At 47.3% G+C, this 25,657-nt stretch carries 17 protein-coding genes; 4 read left to right on the top strand and 13 right to left on the bottom strand.

Annotated features, from left to right (window positions below; translation table 11 throughout):
* Positions 1-73 precede the first annotated feature (73 nt).
* The 5 genes from GC130_RS03060 to GC130_RS03040 are packed head-to-tail and all read right to left on the bottom strand — an operon-like array spanning position 74 to position 8,195.
* Complete coding sequence (locus tag GC130_RS03060; protein WP_151996795.1) at positions 74-2,491, bottom strand: M43 family zinc metalloprotease; 2,418 nt, start codon at positions 2,489-2,491, stop codon at positions 74-76.
* Positions 2,492-2,497: 6 nt separating this feature from the next.
* Complete coding sequence (locus tag GC130_RS03055; RefSeq protein WP_151996794.1) at positions 2,498-2,986, bottom strand: hypothetical protein; 489 nt, start codon at positions 2,984-2,986, stop codon at positions 2,498-2,500.
* 3 nt (positions 2,987-2,989) lie between these two features.
* Positions 2,990-3,778, bottom strand: coding sequence for a hypothetical protein (locus tag GC130_RS03050; protein ID WP_151996793.1), 789 nt, complete (start codon positions 3,776-3,778; stop codon positions 2,990-2,992).
* A 14-nt stretch (positions 3,779-3,792) separates the two neighbouring features.
* On the bottom strand, positions 3,793-5,151 hold the full coding sequence (locus GC130_RS03045) for a RagB/SusD family nutrient uptake outer membrane protein (protein WP_151996792.1): 1,359 nt from the start codon (positions 5,149-5,151) through the stop codon (positions 3,793-3,795).
* An 11-nt stretch (positions 5,152-5,162) separates the two neighbouring features.
* On the bottom strand, positions 5,163-8,195 hold the full coding sequence (locus GC130_RS03040; RefSeq protein WP_151996791.1) for a TonB-dependent receptor: 3,033 nt from the start codon (positions 8,193-8,195) through the stop codon (positions 5,163-5,165).
* 334 nt (positions 8,196-8,529) lie between these two features.
* Here GC130_RS03040 and GC130_RS03035 point away from each other — a divergent pair, with 334 nt between their 5' ends.
* The 4 genes from GC130_RS03035 to GC130_RS03020 all read left to right on the top strand — a co-directional run bounded on the left by GC130_RS03035 (position 8,530) and on the right by GC130_RS03020 (position 14,040).
* Complete coding sequence (locus GC130_RS03035) at positions 8,530-8,976, top strand: hypothetical protein (RefSeq protein ID WP_151996790.1); 447 nt, start codon at positions 8,530-8,532, stop codon at positions 8,974-8,976.
* A gap of 86 nt (positions 8,977-9,062) precedes the next feature.
* On the top strand, positions 9,063-11,468 hold the full coding sequence (locus tag GC130_RS03030) for a TonB-dependent receptor domain-containing protein (RefSeq protein ID WP_151996789.1): 2,406 nt from the start codon (positions 9,063-9,065) through the stop codon (positions 11,466-11,468).
* A 152-nt stretch (positions 11,469-11,620) separates the two neighbouring features.
* Positions 11,621-13,324: a glutamine--tRNA ligase/YqeY domain fusion protein gene (locus GC130_RS03025; protein WP_151996788.1), complete on the top strand. Its 1,704-nt coding sequence runs from the start codon at positions 11,621-11,623 to the stop codon at positions 13,322-13,324.
* A gap of 260 nt (positions 13,325-13,584) precedes the next feature.
* Positions 13,585-14,040, top strand: a complete 456-nt coding sequence (locus GC130_RS03020) for an Hsp20/alpha crystallin family protein (RefSeq protein WP_151996787.1) — start codon at positions 13,585-13,587, stop codon at positions 14,038-14,040.
* Between the two features lie 89 nt (positions 14,041-14,129).
* Here the strand turns inward: GC130_RS03020 and GC130_RS03015 are convergent, their stop codons facing one another.
* From GC130_RS03015 to mnmH, 8 genes are all read right to left on the bottom strand, one after another.
* The gene (locus GC130_RS03015; protein ID WP_151996786.1) at positions 14,130-16,508 is read right to left on the bottom strand and encodes a hypothetical protein; all 2,379 of its coding nucleotides are present in this window, start codon (positions 16,506-16,508) and stop codon (positions 14,130-14,132) included.
* A 2-nt stretch (positions 16,509-16,510) separates the two neighbouring features.
* On the bottom strand, positions 16,511-17,572 hold the full coding sequence (locus tag GC130_RS03010) for a DUF4249 domain-containing protein (RefSeq protein WP_151996785.1): 1,062 nt from the start codon (positions 17,570-17,572) through the stop codon (positions 16,511-16,513).
* A complete protein-coding gene (locus tag GC130_RS03005; RefSeq protein ID WP_193217746.1) occupies positions 17,573-18,634 on the bottom strand; it encodes a DUF4249 family protein in 1,062 nt (353 codons plus the stop codon).
* A gap of 4 nt (positions 18,635-18,638) precedes the next feature.
* Positions 18,639-19,685, bottom strand: a complete 1,047-nt coding sequence (locus tag GC130_RS03000) for a DUF4249 domain-containing protein (RefSeq protein ID WP_201568324.1) — start codon at positions 19,683-19,685, stop codon at positions 18,639-18,641.
* A 4-nt stretch (positions 19,686-19,689) separates the two neighbouring features.
* The gene (locus GC130_RS02995) at positions 19,690-20,784 is read right to left on the bottom strand and encodes a DUF4249 domain-containing protein (protein WP_151996782.1); all 1,095 of its coding nucleotides are present in this window, start codon (positions 20,782-20,784) and stop codon (positions 19,690-19,692) included.
* Positions 20,785-20,789: 5 nt separating this feature from the next.
* Positions 20,790-23,468: a TonB-dependent receptor gene (locus GC130_RS02990; RefSeq protein WP_193217745.1), complete on the bottom strand. Its 2,679-nt coding sequence runs from the start codon at positions 23,466-23,468 to the stop codon at positions 20,790-20,792.
* A gap of 75 nt (positions 23,469-23,543) precedes the next feature.
* Positions 23,544-24,578, bottom strand: a complete 1,035-nt coding sequence (selD, locus tag GC130_RS02985; RefSeq protein WP_151996780.1) for a selenide, water dikinase SelD — start codon at positions 24,576-24,578, stop codon at positions 23,544-23,546.
* Positions 24,571-25,602 carry a tRNA 2-selenouridine(34) synthase MnmH gene (gene mnmH, locus GC130_RS02980; RefSeq protein WP_151996779.1) on the bottom strand — a complete coding sequence of 344 codons (1,032 nt, stop codon included), beginning with the start codon at positions 25,600-25,602 and terminating at the stop codon, positions 24,571-24,573. The genes selD and mnmH overlap by 8 nt, the downstream gene beginning before the upstream one ends.
* Positions 25,603-25,657: the final 55 nt, after the last annotated feature.

Genomic DNA, 25,657 nt, shown 5'->3' with positions numbered 1-25,657 from the left:
CCAAATTTTCGCCAGCTAAATGCATTTAGGATGGGATATAATGAGGGCGTGTTTCCAGCATGCCCTCATTTGTTTATCTCACGATCAGCTTCTTCCTGTGGAGCTCGGTTCCCGCCCTAACCTCCATAATAACCCCACCTCTTACTCCCAGCAGTTCTAGCTTTTCCTGAAATGCTGTGCCTGACTTCATCCATTGGCGAGACACAAGCCTTTGTCCCAGCACATTGTATACAGTAGCGCTCACTTGTCCAACATATGCGTTGGAGAATGCGAGTGTTACAGCTCCATCCACCGCAGGATTAGGGTAAATCGTCAATTCAGTAGTCTCTGATTGAGGAACGGAAGTAACGTCACGCACATAAATTGTAATTTCAGCTTCTGAAACACACAGATCTCCACCGCTGGCCAATACTTTGAAAGTTGCGGTCTTCTTTGGATTGCCTGTCACCGTTGGGCCGAGCGTTGTGGTCAGGCTTCCATCCACAGACTCCCACTGGAAAATGGATGCTCCGGTGGCACTCAAAGTGACAGGCTCTCCGGGGTTTACAATGAGCTTATTTGTTTTTAGCTGCACGGAGGCATCCATCCCCACTTTTGGAACCATTTGGTGACTGAGTGTTAGTCCCCAGGAGGTGCTGAACGGGCTCCATTTGCCGTCGCTGTCTTTTTCCCAGGCAGTGGGTATCGCCACTTCCCCATCATTTGAGCTCTTCAGGGCCAGTGTGTCTCCTTGGCCGTAGTCGAGTTCTATCCCAACATGAAAGCCAACGCCGAAGAGTGGTACCCTTCGCCCAAACACAATATCGGTAGGTTTGTTCTGAGCGATGTTGTCGGCGATTTCTCTGATCAGAATCTCCCGCTGTTCCAGAATGGCCCCAGGGCTACTTTGCGGCCCTCTGGCATTCCAAACCACAACACGAGCTGTGGCTTCGGCATCTGCAAAGACAGCTTTCCCAAAATGGATGGATACTCCGCTAAGGTTTTCATAGCCAGCTTTGTTCTCAAAAAACTCCGAAATCGCCGAGGTCTTGATGCTATTGTGCCCGGAAAGATAGCCCTTTGGATTGGAAAGCGGATTGTCCTTATAAATGGTTGGAAGTGGCTGCACGGTCGGTGTTGATATGCCAAAGTTATCGAGCGTGTTGCACACTCCTTCGCTGGAAACGATGATGTAGTTTTCCCTTGTTAGCGTATCGGCAATGCCGTATTCATTGGAAACAACCAGTTTCACAGAATAACTACCCTCGGCGGTGTATTTAATAAAGGGATTTTTCTCGCTGGACAAGGTAGGAGTGCCTCCTTCAAAAATCCAAGACCATTTTGTTGGGAAATTGGACGAGAGGTCCGTAAAACGGATGCTGCCATCACGGAGTGAAAGCTGCTTGTCTGATGTGAAGTCAGGAACGGGCGCTTCTGCCACCAGCTCGCCGCAAACCTGGGAGTTGATCAACGACTTTCGCCTTGGGCTCAGTTCCATCACAGCCAAAATCCTGGTCTTCTGCCCTTTGGTGAAGATGTTCATACAGGCATCGTCCGAGTAGTCCATATAGTTCTGCACCATGTCGACTGAACCGCATGAAGTTTTGCCTGCCGGGCACCCTCTGGTAGGTTCGGCAGCTTCGGGGGTGTCCGTCACAAAATCGTCGGAACCGCATGGCCCGTCGCCCCAAATATGCCTTAACCCCAGCCAATGTCCTACTTCATGTGTTAATGTCCGACCTTTGTTGTATGGAGGCGACATCACCGAAAATGTGCCTTTTTCTGAAGACCCAAAGCTGGAGTACCTCACCACCACCCCGTCAGTGGAAGCTGATCCGCCGCTTGTTGGAAGGCCTGTCAGTTCTGAGTCGCTGGGAAACTGCGCATAGCCGAGCAACAGCTCACTTTCACCTTCAAAGTCAACCGTCCAGATATTAAGATAGTCGTTGGGGTTCCAGATGGTATTTGGCTTGAGAAAACCCTCGATGTCGGTGCGAGTCCATGCGGCTTTGTTGCCATTGTATCTATGAATCCCCGCCTCAGCCAGTTCAGCGCCGTTGGGGCCAAGCGATGCGAGGCAGAATTCAATTTCAATATCGGCACCTACCGGATTGTCATTGAAACCATTGGTGCCCGTCGCTCTTCTGAAATCTTCGTTCAGCACTTCAAGCTGGGAGGCTACTTGCGCTGCACTAATGTTCCGACCCTGCCCAACTTGCTCTCCATTGTGCACGACATGCACCACCACGGGAAGTGTGATAATACCTGCAAAGCCCCTGCCACTGGCTTGTTGCAATTCTATTTCCCTGGTTTTCTGCTGAATCCTGGTCTCAAAGTCAAGCCTGTTGCGCATATCAGCATATTTCAGCTGATTCAGGCTGTCCTGCTCCATCGTTTCGCAGGTTCGCATAGGAGGGTTGGGCTCAGTTTGCTGCTGAACCTGATACACATTGTCGGAAAACCCGGTAAGCAACAAGGCAATGCAAGCAACGATAGATATTGAAAACCTCATTTTGTTCTAGTCTTGGGTATTTACTGCCTGTAGTACGAAACGATAGCTGCCGCCATCAAAGAAAATTTCCATGGAAAGCCGGTCGTCTTTGAGGCTTTTTACAATGAAAGGAAGCCTGGCGTCTATCGACAGAATAGGTAATATCATCTCCAGGGTGGCATTGGCATTGGAAAAAGCCCAAATATCTGTTACTACAATATCGCCTTCAGTGTCATCACACTTCGTGGCACCATTCAGTACTTCAAATTTCTTTTCATCATTGGCGTAAAAGACATACCTGTCGTCAAAAACGCAGTCATTGTCCTGCACAGGAATATTTTGTGTGGGTGCACCATCCTCAAGAATGGAAATACCCGTTAACCTCCATGTTTTGGACACCTTGCCTGTAAGGAGTTGCGAGTAGGTGAATGGTTCGGGCTCAAATTGTTCCCGGCACGAAGAGAAAGCAAGCAGAAGCAAGCAGGAGATATATGCAGATAGTCGAATTTTTTTCATCGCCTATTGTCGTTTAAATGTTACCGTTTGAGGCTCAATGTCCTCTACATCCACAAACTCTATGGTAAGGGTGATCTCGCCAGTCAACGGATTGACAATACCTGACCCACGTATTGTTGCCTGGTCGTCTACCAGCGTTTGTTCCTCCTGTTCCGGTATGGTGAGCGTATTGTCGAAGTTGTCGTTAAAAATGAGGTTTCTTTCTGTGCTGGAATTGAAAATAGGCAAATTGATGTCCCAGTTGGAAAGAAAATACTCATTGCAATCGGCACTGGTGATGCGAATGTCTTCAATAGGCACGGTATTCGAAGGGCCGTACCCTGTATAGTAGCCGCCGAGAATACAGTCATCAAAAATCGTAAATGTAGATGTTCTGCCTATTTCGCTGTCGCCTTGTCCGATGGCTAAATCTACAGGAGAAACTCCCTCCAGGGTGAACACGATGTCCTGCGACTCCAGGATATTGTTGGCATTGTTAATCAAGCGAATGGTGATATAACCAAAGCTTTCGTTGGCCGGAATTTCCACAATGCCCTGTTCGCTCAACACTTCGTAGTCTATTCCCTCCCTGGCATCACCGGCAATGGAGTAGCTCATTTGTATTTTTTCACTTCTTTGTGGGCCTACCAGGTGCACCGAGAGTTCTATTTCCTCGCTATAGCTTTCCAGCTCTGAGGCAGCTTCCTCTGTGAAGCGAACATGATACGGGCCCTTGAAAATTAACCTCTCAGGCTCACAACCAGCCAAACAGCACAAAAAAGCGGCAGCGATCACCCATCTATATGTTTTCAATTTGCTCATAGGTATCAGTAGCCTGGGTTTTGTGCGCCCTGAAGCGCTGGGTTATACTGAATTTCTCTTAGTGGAATGGGCCACAATTCAAATTTGTCCTGCCAATTGGTGTTGAATGTTGTCATTACCACTTTTGCTCTGCCGGTTCTTACAAGGTCATACCAACGATGACCTTCGTAGGCCAACTCATACAATCTTTCTCTCTCAATTACCTGAAGCACCTGTTCTTTAGAATTAGCCACCGCCGGTGCTCCATTGGCCCGGCTTCTCAACACATTAACATCTTCCAGCGCACTGCCACTACCGAAAAGCTTGTTTTGCTGCGCCCTGGCCTCGGCCCTTATCAGGTACATTTCGCCCAGGCGAAAAACAATGATATTGTTGTTGTCTTCATCAGCCGTGCCGTATTTAGCTACGGACCAGCCGTTGTCGACGCCGCCCAATTCGGAAAGATCAAATGAAATATTGCGGAACCGGTCGCCTGCCTCATCATTGTTCAGGGCCACCACCGTTTGATTACTTGGTATGATTTCCCTTCTTCCCCGGAAGAGGTCGTTGAGTCCATAGTTGGCATCGGTGCCCGGATCGTCGTTCACCGTGTAGCCAACTTCAAGTATTGACTCATCGGTAAAGTCGCTCAGAACAATGTCGCTATAGTCGTCGACAAGCGCATAGTTCTCGCTGTCGATGATCTGCGAAGTCAGCGCCTCAGCCTCGGCCCAGTTTTGCCGATACAAAGCAAGCCTGGCCCTTGCTGCTAGCACAGCGCTCTGGCTGACAAAGCCTGCATTCACCGGATCTTCAGGAAGGGCGTTGCCGGAGGCAGCTGTATAGTCTGCATCAATAAATGCCAGTAAATCCTCAACGCTTGACCGGGGCACGTTTCTGTTGGATTCCAGGTCTGAGGTTGTTGTGATAGGCATTGCCCCAAAAGTATACACCCCAACGAAGTAGGCGTAGCCCCTCAGAAAACGTGCGGTGGCTGTGACCTCGTTTCGCTCGGCTTCAGTAACTCCAGGCACTCCCGGCAGCTTTTCGAGGATGAAATTAGCCACGTATATGGTGCGGTAAATGCTTCCCCACAGCGCAGCGGCTGAAGCATTGGTTGACGTAATCTGCTTGTTGGAGAACTCCCGGTACTGATTGAATGTGCCAATATGAATCAGCATGTCTGCTGTCATGTCTCCTGCAATGACCTTTGGCGCTGCAATGCCTCTGAAGGCACCATACAGGCCAATCTCAACTGATGGCACATCTTTGGCCTCATTGAGCGCCAGGTCGTCTATCAAAAGAGCAACGGGCTCAGGATCAAGAAAATTGGTGCATCCAAAACCTGTAACTAAGAACAATATGATCAATGCTGCTTTCTTCATTTTCTTAGCTCCTAAAATTTCACGTTAATACCCAGCATCATTGTTTTTACCTGCGGCAAGGTAAAGAAGTCAATTCCTTGCGCTGTGGTAGAGCCGTCAAGTGTACTCACCTCCGGATCGTTGCCCGTGTAATTTGTCCATGTAAACACGTTGGTGGCCGAGCCGTAGATTCTTATGCTTTGCGCCTTGATTTTCTCTACATACCTCACTGGAAGGTTATAACCGAGCGAAATATTTTTTACCCTGAGAAAGGAACCGTCTTCAAGAAACCTGTTGCTGTGCCAGTTATTCTGCGTGTTTCCCAGTTCGTATCGGGGAACGTCGGTGATGTCGCCGGGCTTTTGCCACCTGTCAAGTGCCTTTCGAACCTGATTGTTATTGATGTCTTCACCAGAGTTCAGCAGGGCAGTGTTGCTGAAGTTAAGCAGCTTGTTTCCGTAACTAAATTGTATGAAGACACTCAAATCGAATCCCCGGTAGGAGAGGTTGTTGGTTATTCCACCAACGAAGTCGGGCTGCGCTGTGCCAATCACTTTGCCATCGTCGGGGCTGATTTGTCCGTCTCCGTTAATGTCCTCATAAATGGCATCGCCGGTGGCAGGGTCAACGCCAAGAAAGTTGAGTCCCCAAAATGTACCGAGGGGATACCCTGGCTTTACAATATTTGTATTGCCAGCGCCATTGGCAGTGTAGCCACGAAACAGGGGTAAGGTGTCGGCCAGCGATTTTACCAGGTTGTCGTTTTTGGCAATATTGAGGTTAGTCGACCAACGAAAGTCGCCATCGAAATTGATGCTGTTAACTGATAGCTCTACACCGAGGTTCGACACTTCTCCAATGTTTCCCTGAATGCTTCCAAAGCCTGTAGTAAGTGGTATTGGCTGGCTGAACAGGAGTTTGCTGGTCAGGTTGCTGTAGCCATCCACGCTTGTTTGCAGGCGGCCGCTGAAAAGGGAGAGGTCAATGCCAACATTGGCTTCACGGGTCACTTCCCACTGAAGGTCGGGGTTTTCCAGGTTGGCTGGAGCTGTGCCGGTCACTCCGTTGTACGTGGTGGAGGCGAAAGTACCCAGAAAGGCAAAGTCGCCTATTCTTTCGTTGCCGGTAAAGCCATAGCTACCCCGGACTTTCAGGTCATCAACAATGGTGTTTTTAGGAAAAAAGGCTTCGTTGGTGATCCGGTACCCAGCCGAAACCGAAGGGAAGAGACCAAATCGGTTGTTGGTGCCGAACCTTGAGGAACCATCGTATCGAGTGGTGACGCTGGCAAAATATTTTTCTTTGTAGTCGTAGCGGGCTTCTGCAAAATAGGAGTTAAGCCCGCTGTTCACTTTGTCTGAACTTCCGGCATCCACAATACCAGCAGAGGTGATATAGGTAAAGTCATCGCTGGGAAAAAGCCTTCCCTGAACAAAGTTGGAGGTTTCCGTCCGCTGTAGGAATTCTGTGCCGGCAGTTGCATTGATGACGTGGTCCCCAAAAGTCTGATTGTACGTAACAGTGTTGGTGTTAATATAGGTAATGTAAGTGCCGGTAGAGTTAACACCGTAGCCAAGGCCACCTACTGAAGCCAGAAAGCCACCAATGGCAGTGCTCGATGGCTCAAATTGATCTTCGGCCACGTCGTTATAGTCTACACTGAATTTAGCTCTAGCTCTGAAATGTTCGTTGAACTGATACTCGCTGAATACACCAACAAGCACCTTCAGGGTATTCGTTTGGAATCGGGGCAACACTGCCTGTCCCACAGGGTTGAAATTAGGGAAACCGGCGTAGTTAGAGTTACCCGGCCCGATAATATTGCCTTTTTCGTCAAACGGAAAGTAATATGGGAGACTCTTAACGGCACCTGAATAAACACCGTCAAGGAAATTGTCACCTTTGATTCGATCATTTCGGGTCTTGGAAATGGTGAGGTTGTTGCCAAACTTGAGTTTATCGGTCACTTTGTGGTCGATGTTAAGCGTGCCGGCAAACCTTAGGAACTGGTTGTTTAGAATGACGCCTTCTTCGCCCCGGTAGTTGAAACTTGAGTAGAAGCTAGTCTGCTCATCGCCACCACTGATACTCATTTGGTATTGCTCCATGATCGCCTGGCGGGTCACCTGGTCAATCCAGTCTGTATTCACGGCATCCGTCACACCTTTAATAATCCCAGACTCGTCTGGATCTTGCCCCGCATTGGTGATTGCCTCCCGCTGAAGGGTCACCAGCTCTTCTGATGAAAGTAAGTCCAGCTTGTTGGTGAGGTCGATAACACCTCTTTGCACGTCAAAGGTCACCGAGGTTTTGGCACCTTTGCTTCCCCTTTTTGTGGTAATTAATACGACGCCGTTAGCTGCTCTGCTTCCATAAATGGCTTTGGCTGATGCATCTTTTAAGACTTGAAATGACTCTATGTCGTTAGGGTTGAGAGTAGAAAGTGCATTGTCGTTTTGCCCTCCAAAGCTTCTCAGGGCCAGTGCTCCGTCTTCTACAGGCACGCCATCTATTATAAACAACGGCCTGTTGGAGGCGGAAATGGAGGTGTTGCCTCTCACCCTCACAGTGATGCCGCCACCGGGCGTTCCCGATGATTGTGTCACCTGCACCCCGGCTGCCTTTCCCTGAAGGGCCTGATCTAAACTCACTACAGGAAGGTTTTTGATGTCATCGGCCGAAACAGACGCTATGGCGCCAATAATATCTCTTTTCTTTACATAGGAATAGCCTGTAACAATGACCTCGTTGAGCTGACGGGCGTCTTCTTCCAGCTTTACGTCAATTGTGGCTGCCACATTCACGGGCATTTCCTTCGTCAGGTAGCCTATGTACGAAAACACAAGTACATCATTGGTGCCACCCACTTCAAGCCTATAATTTCCTTCAATGTCGGTGATGGTTCCCGTGGTGGTTCCTTTGATATAGATATTCACCCCAGGAAGTGAGAAATTATCAATGTCGGTTACCTGGCCGGTAATGACTCTTGATTGGGCTTGTGAGCTGGTTGGGGCAACTAAAAGCAGTGTCAGACCAGAGAAAACCAAAAGTAGTAGATGCTTCATTCAATGCTTAACAGGTGTAAAACCAGGACCAAAGTACAAACCCCTCGAAATTAAATAAGTTTTAGAGTTTCCTCTATAATGGCATAAAACATTCTTGGATATTCAAACCCTCATTCAATAAACTCAATTTTACCTTTGATAATCAAGCAAAGCACTTGAAATAATGTGTATTTGATTTGATAGTAAACCCCATTACATTGCTTGCATCATGATCGGCGCTCTTGCCGAATGGGGTTTCGCACACTGTAAATTGAAAAGGTTACTGTCCATATTTCTCCTTGTTTGTATTTCAGCTCCCTTCTGGCTGAACTACTCAATTTTTTATTGGAGCAGAATGAGTGTTCAGGCCGATGTGATAGGGAGAATTTTTGAGGGACTGGGCGAGTCAGAAAAAACGGTGCTTAGGTTATCAAAACAAGAGGCCGAAAAGGAGCTTGTTTGGGAGCATAGCAAAGAGTTTCGCTACAAAGGGCAATTCTATGATATTATATCCGTGCAGGAGTTGCCGGATTCGGTTTACTACACCTGCTATTGGGACAAAGAAGAGACTTTTATTACCGACGTCTTTGAAGGGATACTGATTGAAGAATTGACGCACGATTTTCAGGATGACAATGCAGCCAGTCACCTTGTTCAAGTGATTAAAACGCCCTACAGACTGGATCAATTTAGCTGGTCAGCACTCGATAGGCTGCCTCAACCCGGAAAACACCAGCACACCCATCTAATTTACGGCTCAAAATACGCAAGCCCTCCGAGCCCACCACCCAAATCAGTTTGATTTCTGCATTTTAGTCACGGCCTGGCCTCTTCTGAAGAATTGGTGCCAGCGCTTATTTGTATTTCGATTAAACTGACTATCATAAGATGAGAAGACTGATACTGTCATGCCTGCTCACAAGCCTGGTGCTGGTGAGCTATGCGCAGATTTTAACAATAAAAGACAAAGAAAACAATGAACCTTTGGAGCTGGTCACGCTCTACAGCGAAGTGCCAAGGGCCACTGCCATGACCAACTCGTCAGGAATGGTCGACATTTCTGAATTTGAAGGAGCTGATAAAATAGAAGTCAGGCTGGTGGGCTATAATCGCATTCTTAGCTCCTATGCAACGCTGGCTACAGGTGATCCGGTTTTGCTGATGCAGCAGTCCAATATTTCGCTGGATCAGGTCGTGGTTTCTGCCAGCAAATGGAGCCAGTCGACAAGAGACGTACCAGTGCACATTGCTACCATCACGCCCAAGGATGCTGCCCTTCTCAACCCTCAAACCGCAGCTGATTTGCTTGGGTCTTCCGGTCAGGTTTTTATTCAAAAAAGCCAGCAGGGTGGAGGAAGCCCTATGATCAGGGGTTTTGCCACCAACCGCCTTTTGCTCACAGTGGACGGCGTACGCATGAATACCGCCATTTTCAGAGGAGGAAACTTGCAAAACGTTATTTCGCTGGATCCCTTTGCTACTGAAAACACAGAAGTATTCTTTGGCCCTGGGTCGGTGATATATGGAAGTGACGCCATTGGTGGTGTGATGAGTTTCACAACGCTCACTCCACATCTTAGCCTTACCGACGAAACGCTGACAAAAGGAAGTGCTGCCACCCGGTTTTCATCTGCCAATAGTGAAAAAACGGCCCATTTGGACTTCAATGTCGGATGGAAGAAGTGGTCGTCGGTGACTAGTTTTTCTTACAACGACTACGGCGACCTGCGAATGGGCACCAAGGGGCCCGACGACTACCTCAGGCCTTTTTACGTGCAGCGAATCGATAGCGTTGACCGGGTAGTAACCAACGACAATCCCCTCGTGCAACGGCCTAGTGGCTACCAGCAAACCAATATGATGCAGAAGGTGCGTTTTGTGCCAAACAAGCGATGGGATATCGTTTATGCATTTCACTATTCGGAAACTTCTGACTACGCCCGTTACGACAGGCATATCCGTTATAGAAATGGCTTGCCGAGATACGGAGAGTGGTCGTACGGCCCGCAGAAATGGTTGATGAACAACCTGACTACTTCCTACAGCAGCAAAACGGGGGTGTTCGACCAGGTCACGCTGAGGCTGGCACATCAGTTGTTCGAAGAAAGCCGGGTTGACAGACCCATTAATGGCTCAACCCGAGCCATCCGTATCGAAAATGTAAACGCCTATTCTGCCAATCTCGATTTTTCCAAATCGCTCTTAGCCGGACAAAAACTCTTTTATGGCCTGGAGATGATTTACGACAAAGTGGACTCTGAAGGAATGGACGAGAATATTTCGACTGGAGAGAAAGCCGTTGGTCCTGCAAGGTACCCACAGTCCGATTGGTCGTCGTATGCGGCTTATGCCACTTACCAGAATCGATTGAGTGACCTGCTCCTTGTGCAAGCTGGTGCCCGCTTCAATAGCTTTGGACTGAATGCTACGTTCGATAGTTCATTTTACCCATTTCCGTTTTCAACGGCTGACTTGAAGAATGGTGCCTTGACGGGAAGTGCAGGGGTAGTGCTGACGCCAGGTGAGAAGCTGTCAATCAGTGCCAACCTTTCCACTGGCTTCCGTTCGCCCAATGTGGATGACGTGGGCAAGGTGTTCGACTCAGAGCCCGGGGCGGTGGTCGTGCCTAACCCTGATCTTGAAGCAGAGTATGCTTACAATGCTGAGGTGGGTATGGCAAAGGTATTTGGTGACTTCCTCAAGCTGGATGCTACCGCCTTCTACACAGTGCTTTCGAATGCCCTCGTGCGCAGGGACTTTACGCTAAACGGTCTTGATAGTATCGTATACGACGGCGAGCTGAGCCAGGTACAGGCCATTCAAAACGCTGCCAGGGCCACCGTTTATGGTTTTCAGGCGGGTCTTGAAGTTAAATTGCCTGAGGGTTTCACACTGTCGTCTCGCTACAATGTTCAAGTGGGGGAAGAGGAGCTAGATGACGGATCGAAAAGCCCTTCCAGGCATGCTGCACCAGCTTTTGGCGTCAGCCATTTTATGTATGGTGTGAAAAACCTGAAGCTGGATTTTTACGCTCAATACAGTGGGGGTGTAGGCTTTGCCGACATGCCTGAGGAGGAAAAAGGAAAGACGGAGATTTATGCGGCGGATAAGGAAGGAAACCCTTATTCACCATCGTGGTATACACTTAACTTTAAAGTGAGCCAGAAAATATCCGATGATATTATCATTTCCGGTGGTGTCGAAAACCTGACCGACCAACGCTATAAGCCCTATTCTTCAGGAATGGCTGGTGCTGGGAGAAATTTCATTATTTCGCTCAGGACAAGCTTTTAAGCTCCGATTTGGTTAGCCTGAAGCTGTCTGGTGTAGGCAATCACAAGACAGCTTTCAGGCTTTTCTTTTTCTACAGCATCTTAGTCAGCGCAAATTACCTTGGTTGCGGAATATTGCTTTAATTTGCACCTTTTAAAACACAGGTTGGGCTCATGGCTGAAAACACGGAAGAAAAGAAAGAATCGATCAATTTCATTCATCAAATCATTGAGGAAGATAACAAAACGGGAAAGTTTGCCGGTAAGGTGCATACCCGTTTTCCTCCGGAGCCCAATGGTTACCTGCATATTGGCCACGCCAAGTCTATTTGCCTTAATTTTGGCACTGCCAAAAAATACAATGGACTTTGTAACCTGAGGTTTGACGATACGAATCCTACCAAGGAAAGCGACGAGTATGTGAACTCCATCATGGAGGATGTAAAATGGCTTGGGTTCGACTGGGAAGACAGGCGTTATCATGCTTCCGACTACTTTGATCAACTTTACGAATACGCACAGCAGCTGATAAAGAAAGGCAAAGCCTATGTGGATAGCCTTTCCTCCGAGGATTTTGCTAAAAACTACAAAGGCACGCCGACAAAAGCCGGCAAGAACAGCCCGTTCAGAGACAGATCGGTGGAAGAAAACCTGGACTTGTTCGACAGAATGCGCAAGGGGGAGTTTCCTGATGGTGCGCATGTGGTGAGGGCAAAAATAGACATGGCGCATCCAAACATGCACATGCGTGACCCGTCGATGTATCGCATCAAACATGCCCACCACCACCGCACGGGCGACAAATGGCATATCTACCCCATGTACGACTTTGCTCATGGCCTTTCGGATAGCATTGAGGGCATCACACATTCCCTGTGTACGCTTGAGTTTGAGGTGCACAGACCGTTGTACGACTGGTTCATTGACGAGCTGGGTGTTTACCATCCACAGCAAATAGAATTTGCCAGGCTTAACCTCAATTATACAGTGATGAGCAAGCGCAAGCTACTTGAACTGGTGGAGGAGGGGTATGTAGACGGGTGGAATGATCCCCGGCTTCCAACGATATCGGGCTTGAGAAGAAGAGGGTATACACCTTCATCTATTCGCACCTTTGCTGATAGGATTGGTGTGGCTAAAAGGGATAATATCATTGACGTAGGCCTGCTCGAATGGAGTGTACGGGAAGATCTGAATAAAATTGCACCAAGAAAAATGGGTGTTTTACGGCCTCTGAAATTGATTATCACTAATTATCCTGAGGACAAAGAAGAATTAATGGATGCCACGAACAATCCCGAGGATCCTGATGGTGGAACAAGGAAAGTGCCGTTTTCAAGAGAGATATACATTGAACAGTCGGACTTTATGGAAGACCCACCGAAGAAGTTTTTCCGGATGGGCCCCGGTCGGGAAGTGAGGCTGAAATATGCGTATATCATCGAGTGTGTTGATTTTAAGAAAGACCCTGCTACCGGGGAAATTCTGGAGGTTTACTGTACCTATGACCCGCTGACCAAAAGTGGAGAAGACCAAACCGGCAAGAAGGTGAAGAGTACGCTTAGCTGGGTATCTGCGAAGCATGCCTACAGAACAGAAGTTCGCTTGTACGACCGTTTGTTCAATGTAGAAGACCCTTCAGACGTAGAAGAAGGGGAGGACTGGAAAAAGAACATCAACCCGGGCTCGCTTGAGATCATTGAGGCTGCTGCGCTGGAGCCGTCGTTGGCTCAGGCTAAAGCAGGTGTCGGTTACCAATTCGAGAGACAAGGATACTTTACCGTTGACACCAAATACTCGACACCTGATAAATTGGTGTTTAACAGAACGGTAACACTTAAAGACGACTGGGCTAAAATTCAGCAAGCAGGCAATTAGGCTATTTACAGCTCGTCATAGTGACACCAGAAAATCGCCATCGGAAGCTCGTTCCACGTCGGCGTCGAAACGTTTGGCTAAGTCCGGCTTGAAGCTGGGTGATGGTGTGAAATAAGACATAATGTCATTAATATTTTGTAAAACGCCTATTAATCGGACAGTATGTCTGTATTTTTTGGGCTTTTCTCGCCTTTTTCTGCGCTGGCATTTCTCTTGTATAGTTGGAATCAAAGATGTTCAACTAAAAACTTAAAAGAGATATGAAACTGATTAGAAGAAACAACAACCTGTTCCCAGAATTTCCAAGCGTATTTGACAGCTTCCTTGGAAGAGATTTGTTTGACTTTGAAAATGGACTGGTGAACTCACCTGGTGCAAGCGTGCCTGCGGTGAATGTGAAGGAGACTGAAGAAGGTTTTGATGTGGAAGTAGCAGCTCCCGGCTTCGACAAGAAAGATTTTCACGTTGAAGTCAACAACAATCTGTTGACGATTTCATCTAAAAAAGAGATGAAAAATGAGGAAAAGGACGAAAAAGGCCGCTACACAAGAAGGGAGTTCGGCTACAGTTCATTCAAAAGAAGCTTCACGCTCCCTGAAAATGTGGTAAACACAGAAAAAATTGAGGCCACTTACGAAAATGGCATACTTCATGTTAGTATACCTAAGCGTGAGGAGGCCAAACCAAGGCCCGTAAGGCAAATTGCGATTGCTTAAATATTATTGACATAATTGAATGGAAAGCAGGCTGTCATTGATGGCCTGCTTTTTTTATTGGCGAGGCCTGGAGATGTCTCGCTTCGGTACTATTCAATTTGTAACGGCCATTTTTCCACCATGCCTTTTCCGTTGGGTGTCACAACTTCCAACATAAGCCAATAGTCGCCAGGCACACTGGTTAACCGAATAGGCAGCTGGATCACTCCCTTGTCGTCGGGGTTTATATTGGTAACCCAAAAACCTACAGGCGAAAGATAAGGACTATTGGCTTCTCCTTTTGGCCCGATAGCGATCGGGTTCGAAGCATTAACTCCCATGTACTTGAACTTGTGAAGCCCTTTGATTTCCTTTTGGTTCAGGTAGTCGACATTGGTTACTATGTGCACAAGCCCCAGATACACTTCGTGACCAAGTGTGAAGAGACCGTGATACAATTCATACTTAGTAACAAGGGCTGGATTAATACTTAATACTTCAGCTTGATTGAAAATAGGCACGCCATCGACAATGACCAGCGCAGGAACGTCCATTAATCCGGTAACAACTGCATTTGAAGGCAGCTGAATGGTGTTGTGCACCATCCGTATCAGTGGCTTTCCTTTCTTGAACCGTAAATAGGCACTGGGCAAAATCTCTTTGAAAACATCCTTCATTTCGTTGAAGGGCACATATACGAGAGGGTCGATTACTTCCGTTGGTTCGAGGAAGAAGCCGGCGATTTTGCTAATGAAGTTGTTTTCCTGGAAAACTTTAACGACATCGGATGTGCCGGTGTACACGCTGTCGATAATGCTTCTCTCCAGGGCTTCGTTTAGCAAAGCCGTTTTGTTACGTGAAGCGATCTTGGGAGGACTTGCAGCTGACATTTTGAATTGAGGAAACACGGGCCGGTCAATCACAATATCCACATCATGGTCGTAGTATCTCTGGAGAGCCAGAAACAGCTCATTTTCACCTTCGAATGTGAGGTTTTCAAACTTGAAGAACCCGTCTTTTGTGGTTTTGGCAAACCGGAATAATGAAAAGTCACTCGTGTTGGCCAGGGCCAGGGGACAGTATTGTAAAGGCTCTCCGGTTTCTTTAAACGTTATTCTGCCCGTTATTCTAAAACCTTTCTGGAATGGATCAGGCGCTAGCTGTATAGAGTCTGACACCAGAACCGGAGGTTTGATGGTGACCTTGCTGCGGTTGGTCTGAACCCACGCCTCTTTTTGGCTGGCAGCCAAGTCATCAAACGCCAGCGGAACGTCGTCCGAAAATATCCCAGCTCTTTTTAACTGATAGGTGGCATAGGTTTGTCCGGAAGTTCTCAGGTTGTTTCCGTTTAGTGTAGGAAGCCTTTCATCGACCAGTTTGACAGAGAGGTAGGTATCCGAAAAATCGATACTATCCACGTTGACCATAAACAGTAGGTTAGGGGTGCTTCCAGATGGAAGTTTGCCCCGCTGATTGATCCATTTTAGTCTCTCCTCAATTGGATTCTCAACAAAAACAAACCTCTCGATCAGCAATTTCTTTGCCTCGTCCCGAACAATGATTGAATAAGCCGCCGTTCTCTCCGAAGCACTGGCAGGCACAAGCATTGTCATTATGGGCTGGTTAATACTCACTATTCTTTTGAAAGCGAGCAAGTCGCCCTGCCTGATTTCCAATTCAACTTTCTTGGATAGGTCGAAGGTACTGTAGATTTTTAACTCCAGGTTTTTGGCACTGTCGGTTGCCACCTCGAGGGTGATGCCAGGGGTTTCTTCTGGTTGTATAGTTGTGGAAGCAATCACCGTTGCATTGTCCCACAATTGCAACGCAATGGGCCTGGTAGTAATTGGATTGACAACGAAATCTCCCATCAATTCACCACGGGTAGAGACGGTGTCTTTGGAGCCGTTCTCCCTTTCAACAGTAAGCTTGTAGGCTATCCCTGGCTCTGGATTTGTCACTCTGAAAAAGACCTGGTTGGGGAGATGAGAGTATATTCTTCCGTTGTCAGGAGAAATAACCAAACCGGGCTCCTCTTTTGTAGCCAATTGGGCTATTGAGTTTTCTTCAATGGCCGACGAGGGTATTTGATAAGTGCTGATGGGGATAGAGGCTTCCACCCATTCGGTATTGTTAAGAAGGGAAGGAGTAAACACATGGAGGTAGTGTATCGCTTGTTCATCGAATAGGAGAGGCAGCCGAAATTCTCCGCTGGCAACGCCATTTACCCACAAGAACCTGGCCGATCCTATCGTTTCTCCCCTGGCGTTCAATAGTTCCGAATAAATGACGTCATTTCTTTTTACCACCTTGAACGTTTTGTTGCTCAATGCAACAGCCTGAAAAATCAGTCGTTCTTCTTCGAAATAGAAAGGCTTGTCCGTAGTCAGGTGAATGAATTCGGGAACAAGCTTTTCCGGTGAATCGTCTTGTGCACTGGCTTTAGCCAGACCAAGAACGCATAACGGAAGTAGCAGTAGGTATTTCATAGTTATTCAAAGTAATAGGGCCTTGGACTCGCTCCCTCTTCGGCATAGCAGCTAAAGCAAAAGGATTCTACATTGTTGATCCTCGCTCCTGCATAGCAAATGTCGAGGTAGGTAAGGAACTCGTTTTTGATGTTGCTCTTATAAATAGTAATTGGAATCTCTGATAGCCGTCCTACCTCAAACAACCCGTACACATTTATGTCTTTCTTCTCTTCCACGTACAGGTTGCCCTTGATAATTGCCGGTGGTGGATCGAAGATGCTGCCGTTCAGGTTTCTTTGCTGATCAATAGACTGATAGAAAAGAAAAGCATTCCGTGTAATGGCAATCTGACGAACCAGCATGGTAAGCCGGAAACTGAATCTCTTATCAAGAGGTAGAAATGTAATGAGGTGATCTTTAATCGATTTACCTTCCGATTCCGTGGCACTGGTGATGTTCAGGAACTCGTCCGAGCCAGAGATAATATAGCAGTTGAGGCAATCACACCTTGGGTCTCTAAAGGGTGCTTCATTGATATGGGCGGTTTCGAAGTCGTATCTCAGAAAGGTGTTTGGAGACTGAAAAGTACCCGTATTGGCTCTGAAATTAATTCCATTTCTTTTTATTGTGACGCCATTGTCGTTCACAAACTCAAAGGTGTGTGACTCCCAGTAGCCTCCTTCAAGTGCTACATCTTCTGGCACCTCTTCCCAGTCTGACACAATTCTTGTCTCCTCATCAGTATCGATCACCAAACGATATTTGTCTCCCCTGGCAATCTGCACAAACACTAATGGGGTGTATAGCCCTTCGCCTCTCGACTCAAATACTATTTCAATATCGTCGTTGTCTGATTGCAGCACGACCCTTGCATCGTCGAATGGCTCCGACTTCCCGTCGAGGTTGATTTTTGAAAGCACCACCTTCTGAAACCTTGTGTCGTCAAGCAAGATGGCTTCTACTACAAAATTTTGCGTTGACCTTGGTATGTCGAGCTCAAACTGCTCTACGCATGCTGGCAAGAAGGCTGGCAGCAAAACGGCCAAATAAGGGGCGAGCCAATATCGTTTAACTGATCTCATTTAGAACCAGACTGGCCTGTTAAAAGTTGATCCCGCCTTTCTTTTGCAGTCAAAACATTCTGGTTTTGACCGATCGGGATTGCCAAAGCCATTTCTCTCCGTGCACACTTCTGTAAAAGTGTCTATTCTGAAGTCAGCATCGCCTTTCCTGACGGTCACCGAAGTTTCGGTCACTGCGTTCAAATCGAATACCCCATAAATCCTTCGGGCAGGGTTTTTCAAGTCTTTAAAGCTAGTTTCGAAGAGGGCCGGAGGAGGATCAAAAACTGTTCCTTCAAGCTTTTTTTGTTGTTCTATTAGGCGATAGTATTCGTAGCTTTTTTCTGTTAAGGCGAATTGGATAATCCTAACTGTTTTCACCAGCGAATACTCTACATTGGATGGAATAAACAACACCTTAAAATCTTTCAACTGGCCGTCGCTGCCGCCCAGGATATCACCAGTCTTTATAAAGTCTTTACTCTTACCAAGAATAAAGCAACTATTGCAATCAGGGCAAAGAGTGCTTCTGAAAGGTGCTTCCATCTGGTAGCCATATTGGTAGTCATACCTCATATAGGTATTTTCGTTTACCGATGGCGCTGTTGTAATGAAATAATTAAAACCGTTAGTTTGGATGTCAAACCCCAAATCATTGACCGCTATCTGAGGTATAGCGTCAAAATAGCCATTTTCAATTCCGAGGGGCAAAGGAGCTGTTTGCCAATTCGATTCGATGGAAACAGAATCACCCATATCAATAAGTAGCCTGTACCTACTTCCTTCAACAATTGTTAGGGTGCCGCTGGGGTGATATTTACCTGCTCCCAATTCTGAAAACTCTGATTTTCTGCCGGCCTCGTGTTCCAGTAGAACCCTGGCCCCACTAATCATGCGAGCGCTGTCGTTAGGGTAATGTAGCTTAAGTACTATTTCCTGAAATTCTGGTGAATTCGAAATCATTCCCTCCACAACAATTGTCTGATTTGCAGCGCTAGCCAGGCCGATTGAAAAAGGCTCAATGCAACTGGTCAGACTGATAGCTGCAATGACGAAACAGTATGTGGCTATTTTTTTGATCATTTTATTAGAACCAGGCTGGCCTTTCATGTGTAGCACCTTCTTTCACACGGCAGTCGGCGCACTGCGGATTGGTGTATAAGTTATAGGGGGTGCATATTTCATCAAATGTGCGCACTGTAAAGGGTGCGCTATTGCCATTGGTACTTACCGAAGCTTCATCAACGCTGTTAACTTCAAAGAAGCCGTAGATGACTCTTTCAGGGTTCCTTACATCTTTTAGGTTGGTTTTCGCTATAGCCGGAGGTGGATCGAATATGGTGCCTTTCAGGTTTTTTTGTTGCTCAATGGTAGCGTAGTATTCGTATGTGTCTTCGTTAATGGAGTGTTGAAATATCCGGAGGGTTTTTTTGATGGAATACTCGTAGGAGGAGTTGATGAATGCAATCTGATAGTTTGAAAGTCTCTTTCTGCTGCCATTCTCCACAAATGCGGTTTTAATGAAGTCCTTGGCATGGCTGACAATGTAACAGCCAGTGCAATCCCAACAAAGAGAGCTGCGAAGTGGCGACTCCATGATGTAGGCGGACTGGTAAGAATAGCGGATAAAGGTGCTTGTAGCATTGGTGAACTCAGAGGTGACGTAGTAGGAAAAGCCGTAATAAGGTGTTAAGTATCCATTGTCGTTAAGAGATTGCTCAATGGTGGGCGACACATATGCCGTCTCTATTTTGAGCGGTGGCGGAACACTTTGCCAGTTTGATACTATTTGCATGGAATCTCCCAGGTCAACGAGCAGCCGGTAGTTCTCTCCATCAGTGACTTCAATGGGAGTGGTGGGGTAATAGGTGCCTGCTGAGACTTCTGAAAAAGAAAATTTTATGCCGTTCGAATTTTCAACCTTTACTATCGCTCCTTCTAATTCAATAAAACCAAGAGGGTCGTTTGGTGTTTGACGAAGCTTTACCGATTGTAGCTCGGGATGGTTGGAGAGAATTGCTTCCACAATTATCTGGTTGGAAACACGCTTAATGTCAAGAGAAAACGGTTCAATACACCCGGCAAGCAACAAGAGCGTGAATAAAGGGCCATATGATAGTTTTCTGTTAATCATAAGATCAAAAGTAGTCGGGCCTGATTTTGGTGGCGCCTTCCCTTGTCCGGCAGTCGAAACAGTCAGTCCCAGGGTTTGGAACCAAACAATTTTCATAAAACGAGGGTATCAGAAAGTCGATGTCAGATTTCGTTATTCTGGCTGAAGCCTCGCTGTATTTTCCCACCTCAAAAAAGCCGTAAACTGTTTCGGTGGGCCTGAGGTTGTTGCTGACATTTCCCCTTAGGACTGCCGGTGGCGGGTCAAAAATGCTGCCCCGTGCTTCATTGAGTTGATTGATGGATTTGTAGTACTCGTAGGCTGCTTTTGTAATGGTAAGTTGCTTGACCAACACGGCGAACCTAATCCCAAACCGTTCGTCGAACTCAACAAACTCAATCGACTTGCCGGAAAGAACTTTCCCCTTGCTGTTCAACACTTCTGCCAGTTCGATAAAGTTTTCCACTTCCTCCTGTATGTAGCAGTATTGACACTCGCTGCAAAGGTCTGATGCCATGGGTGCATCATAGGCGTAGGTGTCTTCGTAAGTCCAGCGCAAGTAGGTGTTTTCTGAAGCAACTGGCTTTGTCGACACAAAAATTTCGATTCCTTTCGAAGTTGTCTCAATCCCTCTGTTGTTAACGACGGATCGGTATTTCGCCTCAATGAAAGCGGTATCAATTTCCGATGGCTCAGGAACTTTTTCCCAGGTTGAAACGGCTCTGATCGAATCTCCGATAGCAATCTCAAGTTGGAATTCGTCCCCGGCCGCCACCACAATGCTGCCAGAAAGGGGGACGTATGATCCGTCGTAGGTGACGACCAGCGGCCAGGAGTCTCCGGCTTTATTTGAAATGCTGACTATAGCATTGTAGATGAGCTCCCGAGGCCCATCCTGGTGTTGGAAATACAACCTGGTTCGTTGATAGTCGGGATGATCCAGCAACATACTTTCTACAATAAGGATATTGTCTTGTTTGGGTACCTCAACTTCATATGGTTCAATACAGCTAACACATGTCAATAGCAGCGCAAATGCGCAGAACAGATTCGAGGTAATTCTTTTGCGAACTCCTCCTGGTGCTATTTGTAATCGCTGTATTGGGTTGGTGAACCGCATATGCTCTACAAAAATTTAAGATTGAAGGTGACTGAAGGGAATGGTATCCCGAGCACGGCAAGTTTGTAGGGAGTTACAGGCGGGTCGGAGTTTCGCTGGCTAAAAAAGACCGAATAGGCATTTTTGCGACCGTAAACATTGTACAGCGAAAACGTCCACGAGGTTTCCACCTTGGCTTTTCGTTTGTTAGTGCCGTCAACTGAAAATGCAATATCGAGTCGGTGATAGTCTGGCACCCTGAACTGGTTTCTCTCTGAAAATTGAGCCACCACAATCCCATTGAATACATATTTATCAATTGGGTAGGAGGTAGGGCGCCCTGTGCTGTAAGTGAAATTGCCCGAAAACCTCCAGAGTCGTGATAGCTTATAAGTGGAGACAATATTCAGCGTATGAGGTTTGTCAAAGTCGGCAGCATATTCTTTGCCCCTGTTGATCTTTTGTTCCTCCAGCTCTCCGTTTATCGTTCTCAGACTTCGGGAGTAGGTATAGCTAACCCATCCGGTAAGTAATCCAGCATCCTTTTGAACGAGAAATTCGGCGCCATAAGACCGGCCAAAACCCTGAAGCAATTCTGTTTCAATATTGTCTTTTAGGAAAAGGTCAGCATTGTTCTTGTACTCGGTCACATTCTGCACTTCCTTATAAAACAGCTCAACCGATGTTTGCAGCTTATTCTTTGTGAAGTTCCTGAAATAGCCAATGCCGTACTGGTCGCCGATAACAGGCTTGAAATGGGTGCCGCTGGTGGTCCAGATATCGAAAGGCGTGACGGCGGCAGTGTTTGAAACAATATTAATGTACTGCCTCATCCGGTTGTACCCAATCTTGATCGACTGCTCTTCGGCTATTTTGATGCTGGCAGAGCCCCGTGGCTCAAAACCTGAGTAAGTATTGATTACATCACCTTTGGCATAGCTGGTGGAGTCTATAATGGCGTCGTCATCCCTGGCCAGTGCCGGATCATAGGAATAGATTTTCAATGGGCCTTTTTGATCAAAGGTTGTATACCGGCTGCCTGCCGATAAGGTAAGCCATGAAGCAGGCTTCCACTCGAGAGATCCGTATACTGCCTTTTCTATTCCGTTCATGTCCTGAAGACTGCGGGCTGCTTCCAGTGAAGAGATGGTAGTTGGCTCCAATTCACCTCGCTCAATATTGTACTTACCGGCCAACACCCCCACTTCTGCCTGAAAGCCGTTTCCGGGGTCGTAAGTGAGGTCTGCTTTTACATCTTTATAATGAATACCGCTTTGCATGATGTATTCACGCAATGTTTCGGTGTTCTCCACTTCAAAATCATAGTCGCTGGAGGCACCATTTACTTTGAGATAAATGTTTTGAGGAAAGGAGTGTGTCCATGAAACTGAGTAGATGTTGTTCTGATAGCTGTAAATAGCGTCCTGAGCAAATGAGAATCTATCGCCGCTCATATAGCCTGAGAGCCTTACCTTGTCTTTGTCGGTGACAAATGCGTCAATGGTGCCCTGAAAATCGATGTACCTGGCTCCGCTTTCCCGAAGTTCAATACTTCTTGTTCGCTTCAAAATCCAGTCGGCGCTGGCCACCCGAACGCCGAGGGCAAGCGACGCTTTGTTTTTTATCAGTGGCCCTTCTGCAAAGGCTTTGCTGGTGATAGGCCCTAGTCCCACATTGCCATTCCACCGTTTCTTGTCGCCTTCTTTGAGCCGGATGTCCAGCACCGAGCTTATCCGGCCACCGTATTTGGCAGGAACCCCGCCCCGGTAGAGTGTAAGGTTATCCACCATTTCTGAGTTGATGAGAGAGAAGAAACCCAGCATGTGCGATGGGTAAAACACAGGGGCTCCATCCATGAGGATGAGGTTTTGGTCAAAATTTCCTCCTCTCACATTAAAACCGGAAGAACCCTCTCCCACGGAACTTACCCCGGGTAGAAATGTCAGGCTTTTTATCACATCGGCCTCCCCGAGGAATGAAGGTAATCGCCTGATGGAGGCCACATCTATCGAATTAATGCCCATTTTCGCATCTGTCACATTGTTCTCAAACGCTCGCTCCCGGATAGTAATCTCCTCAAGCTCGTAAGTGGTGTCAAATAGTTCGGTGCTTAGCTGCCCATCGCCAACAATTGCCACGGGCTTTCTTTCCTCGATGTATCCTACCGTTGTAATGAGCAGGTCGTACAAGCCAACAGGCACCTGAAAGGAGTACTCGCCTTTTTCGTTGGTGCTGGTCGATCTATTAGTGCCTACAAGCATCACATTCGCCCCGACCAGCGGGTCACCACTATTTGCGTCAAGGATACGCCCCCGAATAGTGGCGTTCCTTTGGGTTCCGAAAGATTTTAGGTCGCCTATGATGGTGACTCCCTCCGGAATTTTTAATTGAGACCCATAGTCTTCCGAGCTGGAAGCGAACCTTCTGGCAGTTGAGTCGGGCAGTAATACAACCAGCTTTTTTCGATAGGTGATGTAGGAAAGGTTAAGGGGGGAAAGGAACGCACCTAACGCCTGATCCCTTGGAAGAGAAGTATCAGGGATAGTTACCTTGGAAGCGTCAACCCATTCATCCCGATAGTATATGTCGATGCCAAATGCCTTTTCCAGTTGTCCTATTTTTGTTTTCCATTCAGAAACATCCTGAGCGTTTCCATCATAGTTAAACAACACCAACAGGAGGAGGTAGCAGTAGTTTTTTTTCATAGGCATTGGTAGGTATCGTAAGCTACAACAGGTTTTCTAATAGAAACCACTATAGCCTTTCAGGTTGGAATTGGTTTATTTTACCTGAATTACATATTCTTCTTCCGGCGACAGATAACCAAATGGCTGTAACTGTATTCCCTCAATTTTCAAAAAAGCTTCGAAATTTGAAACCTCATTTTCATCAACGGCAATAAGTAATCCGCCGCTCGTTTGTGGGTCAGCAAGAATTGATCGTTGGTAGTCTGAAATTTCGCTGATTTTGTGGCCGTAGCTTTCCCAGTTTCTAACGGTGCCTCCGGGAATACTTTTCTGATTGAGATAATCGTCAAGGAAATCAAATTTTGGCACCTTGTCGAAGTCGATGGTGGCAGATACGCCGCTGCTTTCGCACACCTCAGCCAAATGCCCCAGCAGCCCGAAGCCGGTTACGTCCGTCACTGCCGACACGTAGGGGAGGGTTCCAAGCTTCGCTCCCAGCTTATTCAATGTGAGCATGCTCTTTTTAGCCACAGCCAGGTGCTCCTCAGTCACAATGCCCCTTTTTTGGGCTGTGGTGATGATGCCAATGCCCAGGGGCTTGGTCAGGTACAGGTACGATCCTGCCGTGGCCGTTGAGTTTTTCTTAATATTGGTTACCGGTATGGTACCTGTTACAGCCAGTCCAAAAATGGGTTCTGGTGCGTCAATACTGTGGCCGCCAGCCAAAGGAATGCCTGCCTCTTCGCAAGCCTTGCGACTTCCGTTCAGCACCTGATTGGCCACCTCAGGTGTCAGTTTGTCGATGGGCCAGCCCAGTATGGCAATGGCCATGATGGGAGTGCCTCCCATAGCGTAGACATCGCTAATGGCGTTTACAGAAGCAATGCCTCCAAAGTCGAATGGGTCGTCTACGATGGGCATAAAGAAGTCAGTGGTACTGATGATGGCGGTGCCATTTCCTAAATCATACACAGCGGCATCGTCGTTGGTATGGTTGCCCACCAGCAGGGAAGGAAAGAATGTTTTGTCAGTTGATTTGCTCAGGATGGTTTCCAGCACCTTGGGTGATATTTTGCAACCACACCCTGCGCCGTGGCTGTATTGGGTCAGCTTTATTGGTTCAGACATATTGAGTTTTCGTTTTTTCTATAACTAGTTCAGCCCATTTGGCAAAGTCTTCATGATCGGCTTCTATTTCCAGCAACAAGTCATTTTTGTGTCGAATCAAGGCGTTTTTGTAAGCTCTGTCGTAGTAGACGAGCAGCACGTCAGCTACACCTGCAAAGTCGCCCGATCTAAGCAGTTCCAGCGCACTTTTGGCGTGCTGTCCTCCCAGTTTCTTTTCGAGTACGGTGATTTTTTCGTCCAGAACCGTCTGCGGGAAGCTGGCATATTCGGATACCAGGCGTTTGATCCTGATATTTCTATCCATGTTGAAATGAACACGGGGACTTTTGCCCATTTGTCGCCAAAAGCCCTCAGGGATCATCACTTTGCCAATGCCTATTGATTCGTCTTCAAGCCAGACGGCTTGCGAAAAATCAAAGTCCTTGATGGCCCAGAAAAGCTCGTTTTGGAAATGCTCCGAGGAAGGCTGCGCCTCCTGGCCCAACTCCCCGAAAACCGATCCCTTGTGATGAGCCAGGCCTTCCAAATCAACCACCTGCTGACCAGTGGTCGCCAGGGCTTTGATTAAATCCGTTTTGCCGGAGCCAGTAGGGCCTGTGATGACCATGAGCTCCATCTTATCAGCGAATTTGTCCAACACGTGATTCCTGAACCGTTTGTAGCCGCCTTTGAGTGTAAACACCGGCAAGCCATACGTTTGCAGCAGCCAGGCTACGCTGCCCGACCTCATGCCTCCCCGCCAGCAATGCACCAAAATATGGTCTTTGAAGGTGAGCTGCTCTGCAAATTCAACCATTGGCCGCATTTTGGGGCCCACTATTTCCAGCCCACGTTTCACGGCGATGTCCTTACCTTGCTGCTTGTAGAGGGTGCCAATTTCAGCCCGTTCGTCATCCTCAAAGAGTGGCAGGTTCACCGCCCCTGGGATTCTACCGTAAGCGTACTCCGATGGTGACCTCACGTCTACCACCGGGTTTTGCCTGCTAAGCTCCAGAAACTCTTCAATATCAACGCTTTTGATCATTTTTCCTTGGGCTCTCCTGTCGGCTGTTCCTATTCAATCCAAAAATTAGCGATTA

This window comes from Imperialibacter sp. EC-SDR9, assembly GCF_902498805.1.
GTDB lineage: Bacteria > Bacteroidota > Bacteroidia > Cytophagales > Cyclobacteriaceae > Imperialibacter.
This window is presented reverse-complemented; position numbering and strand designations above follow the sequence as displayed.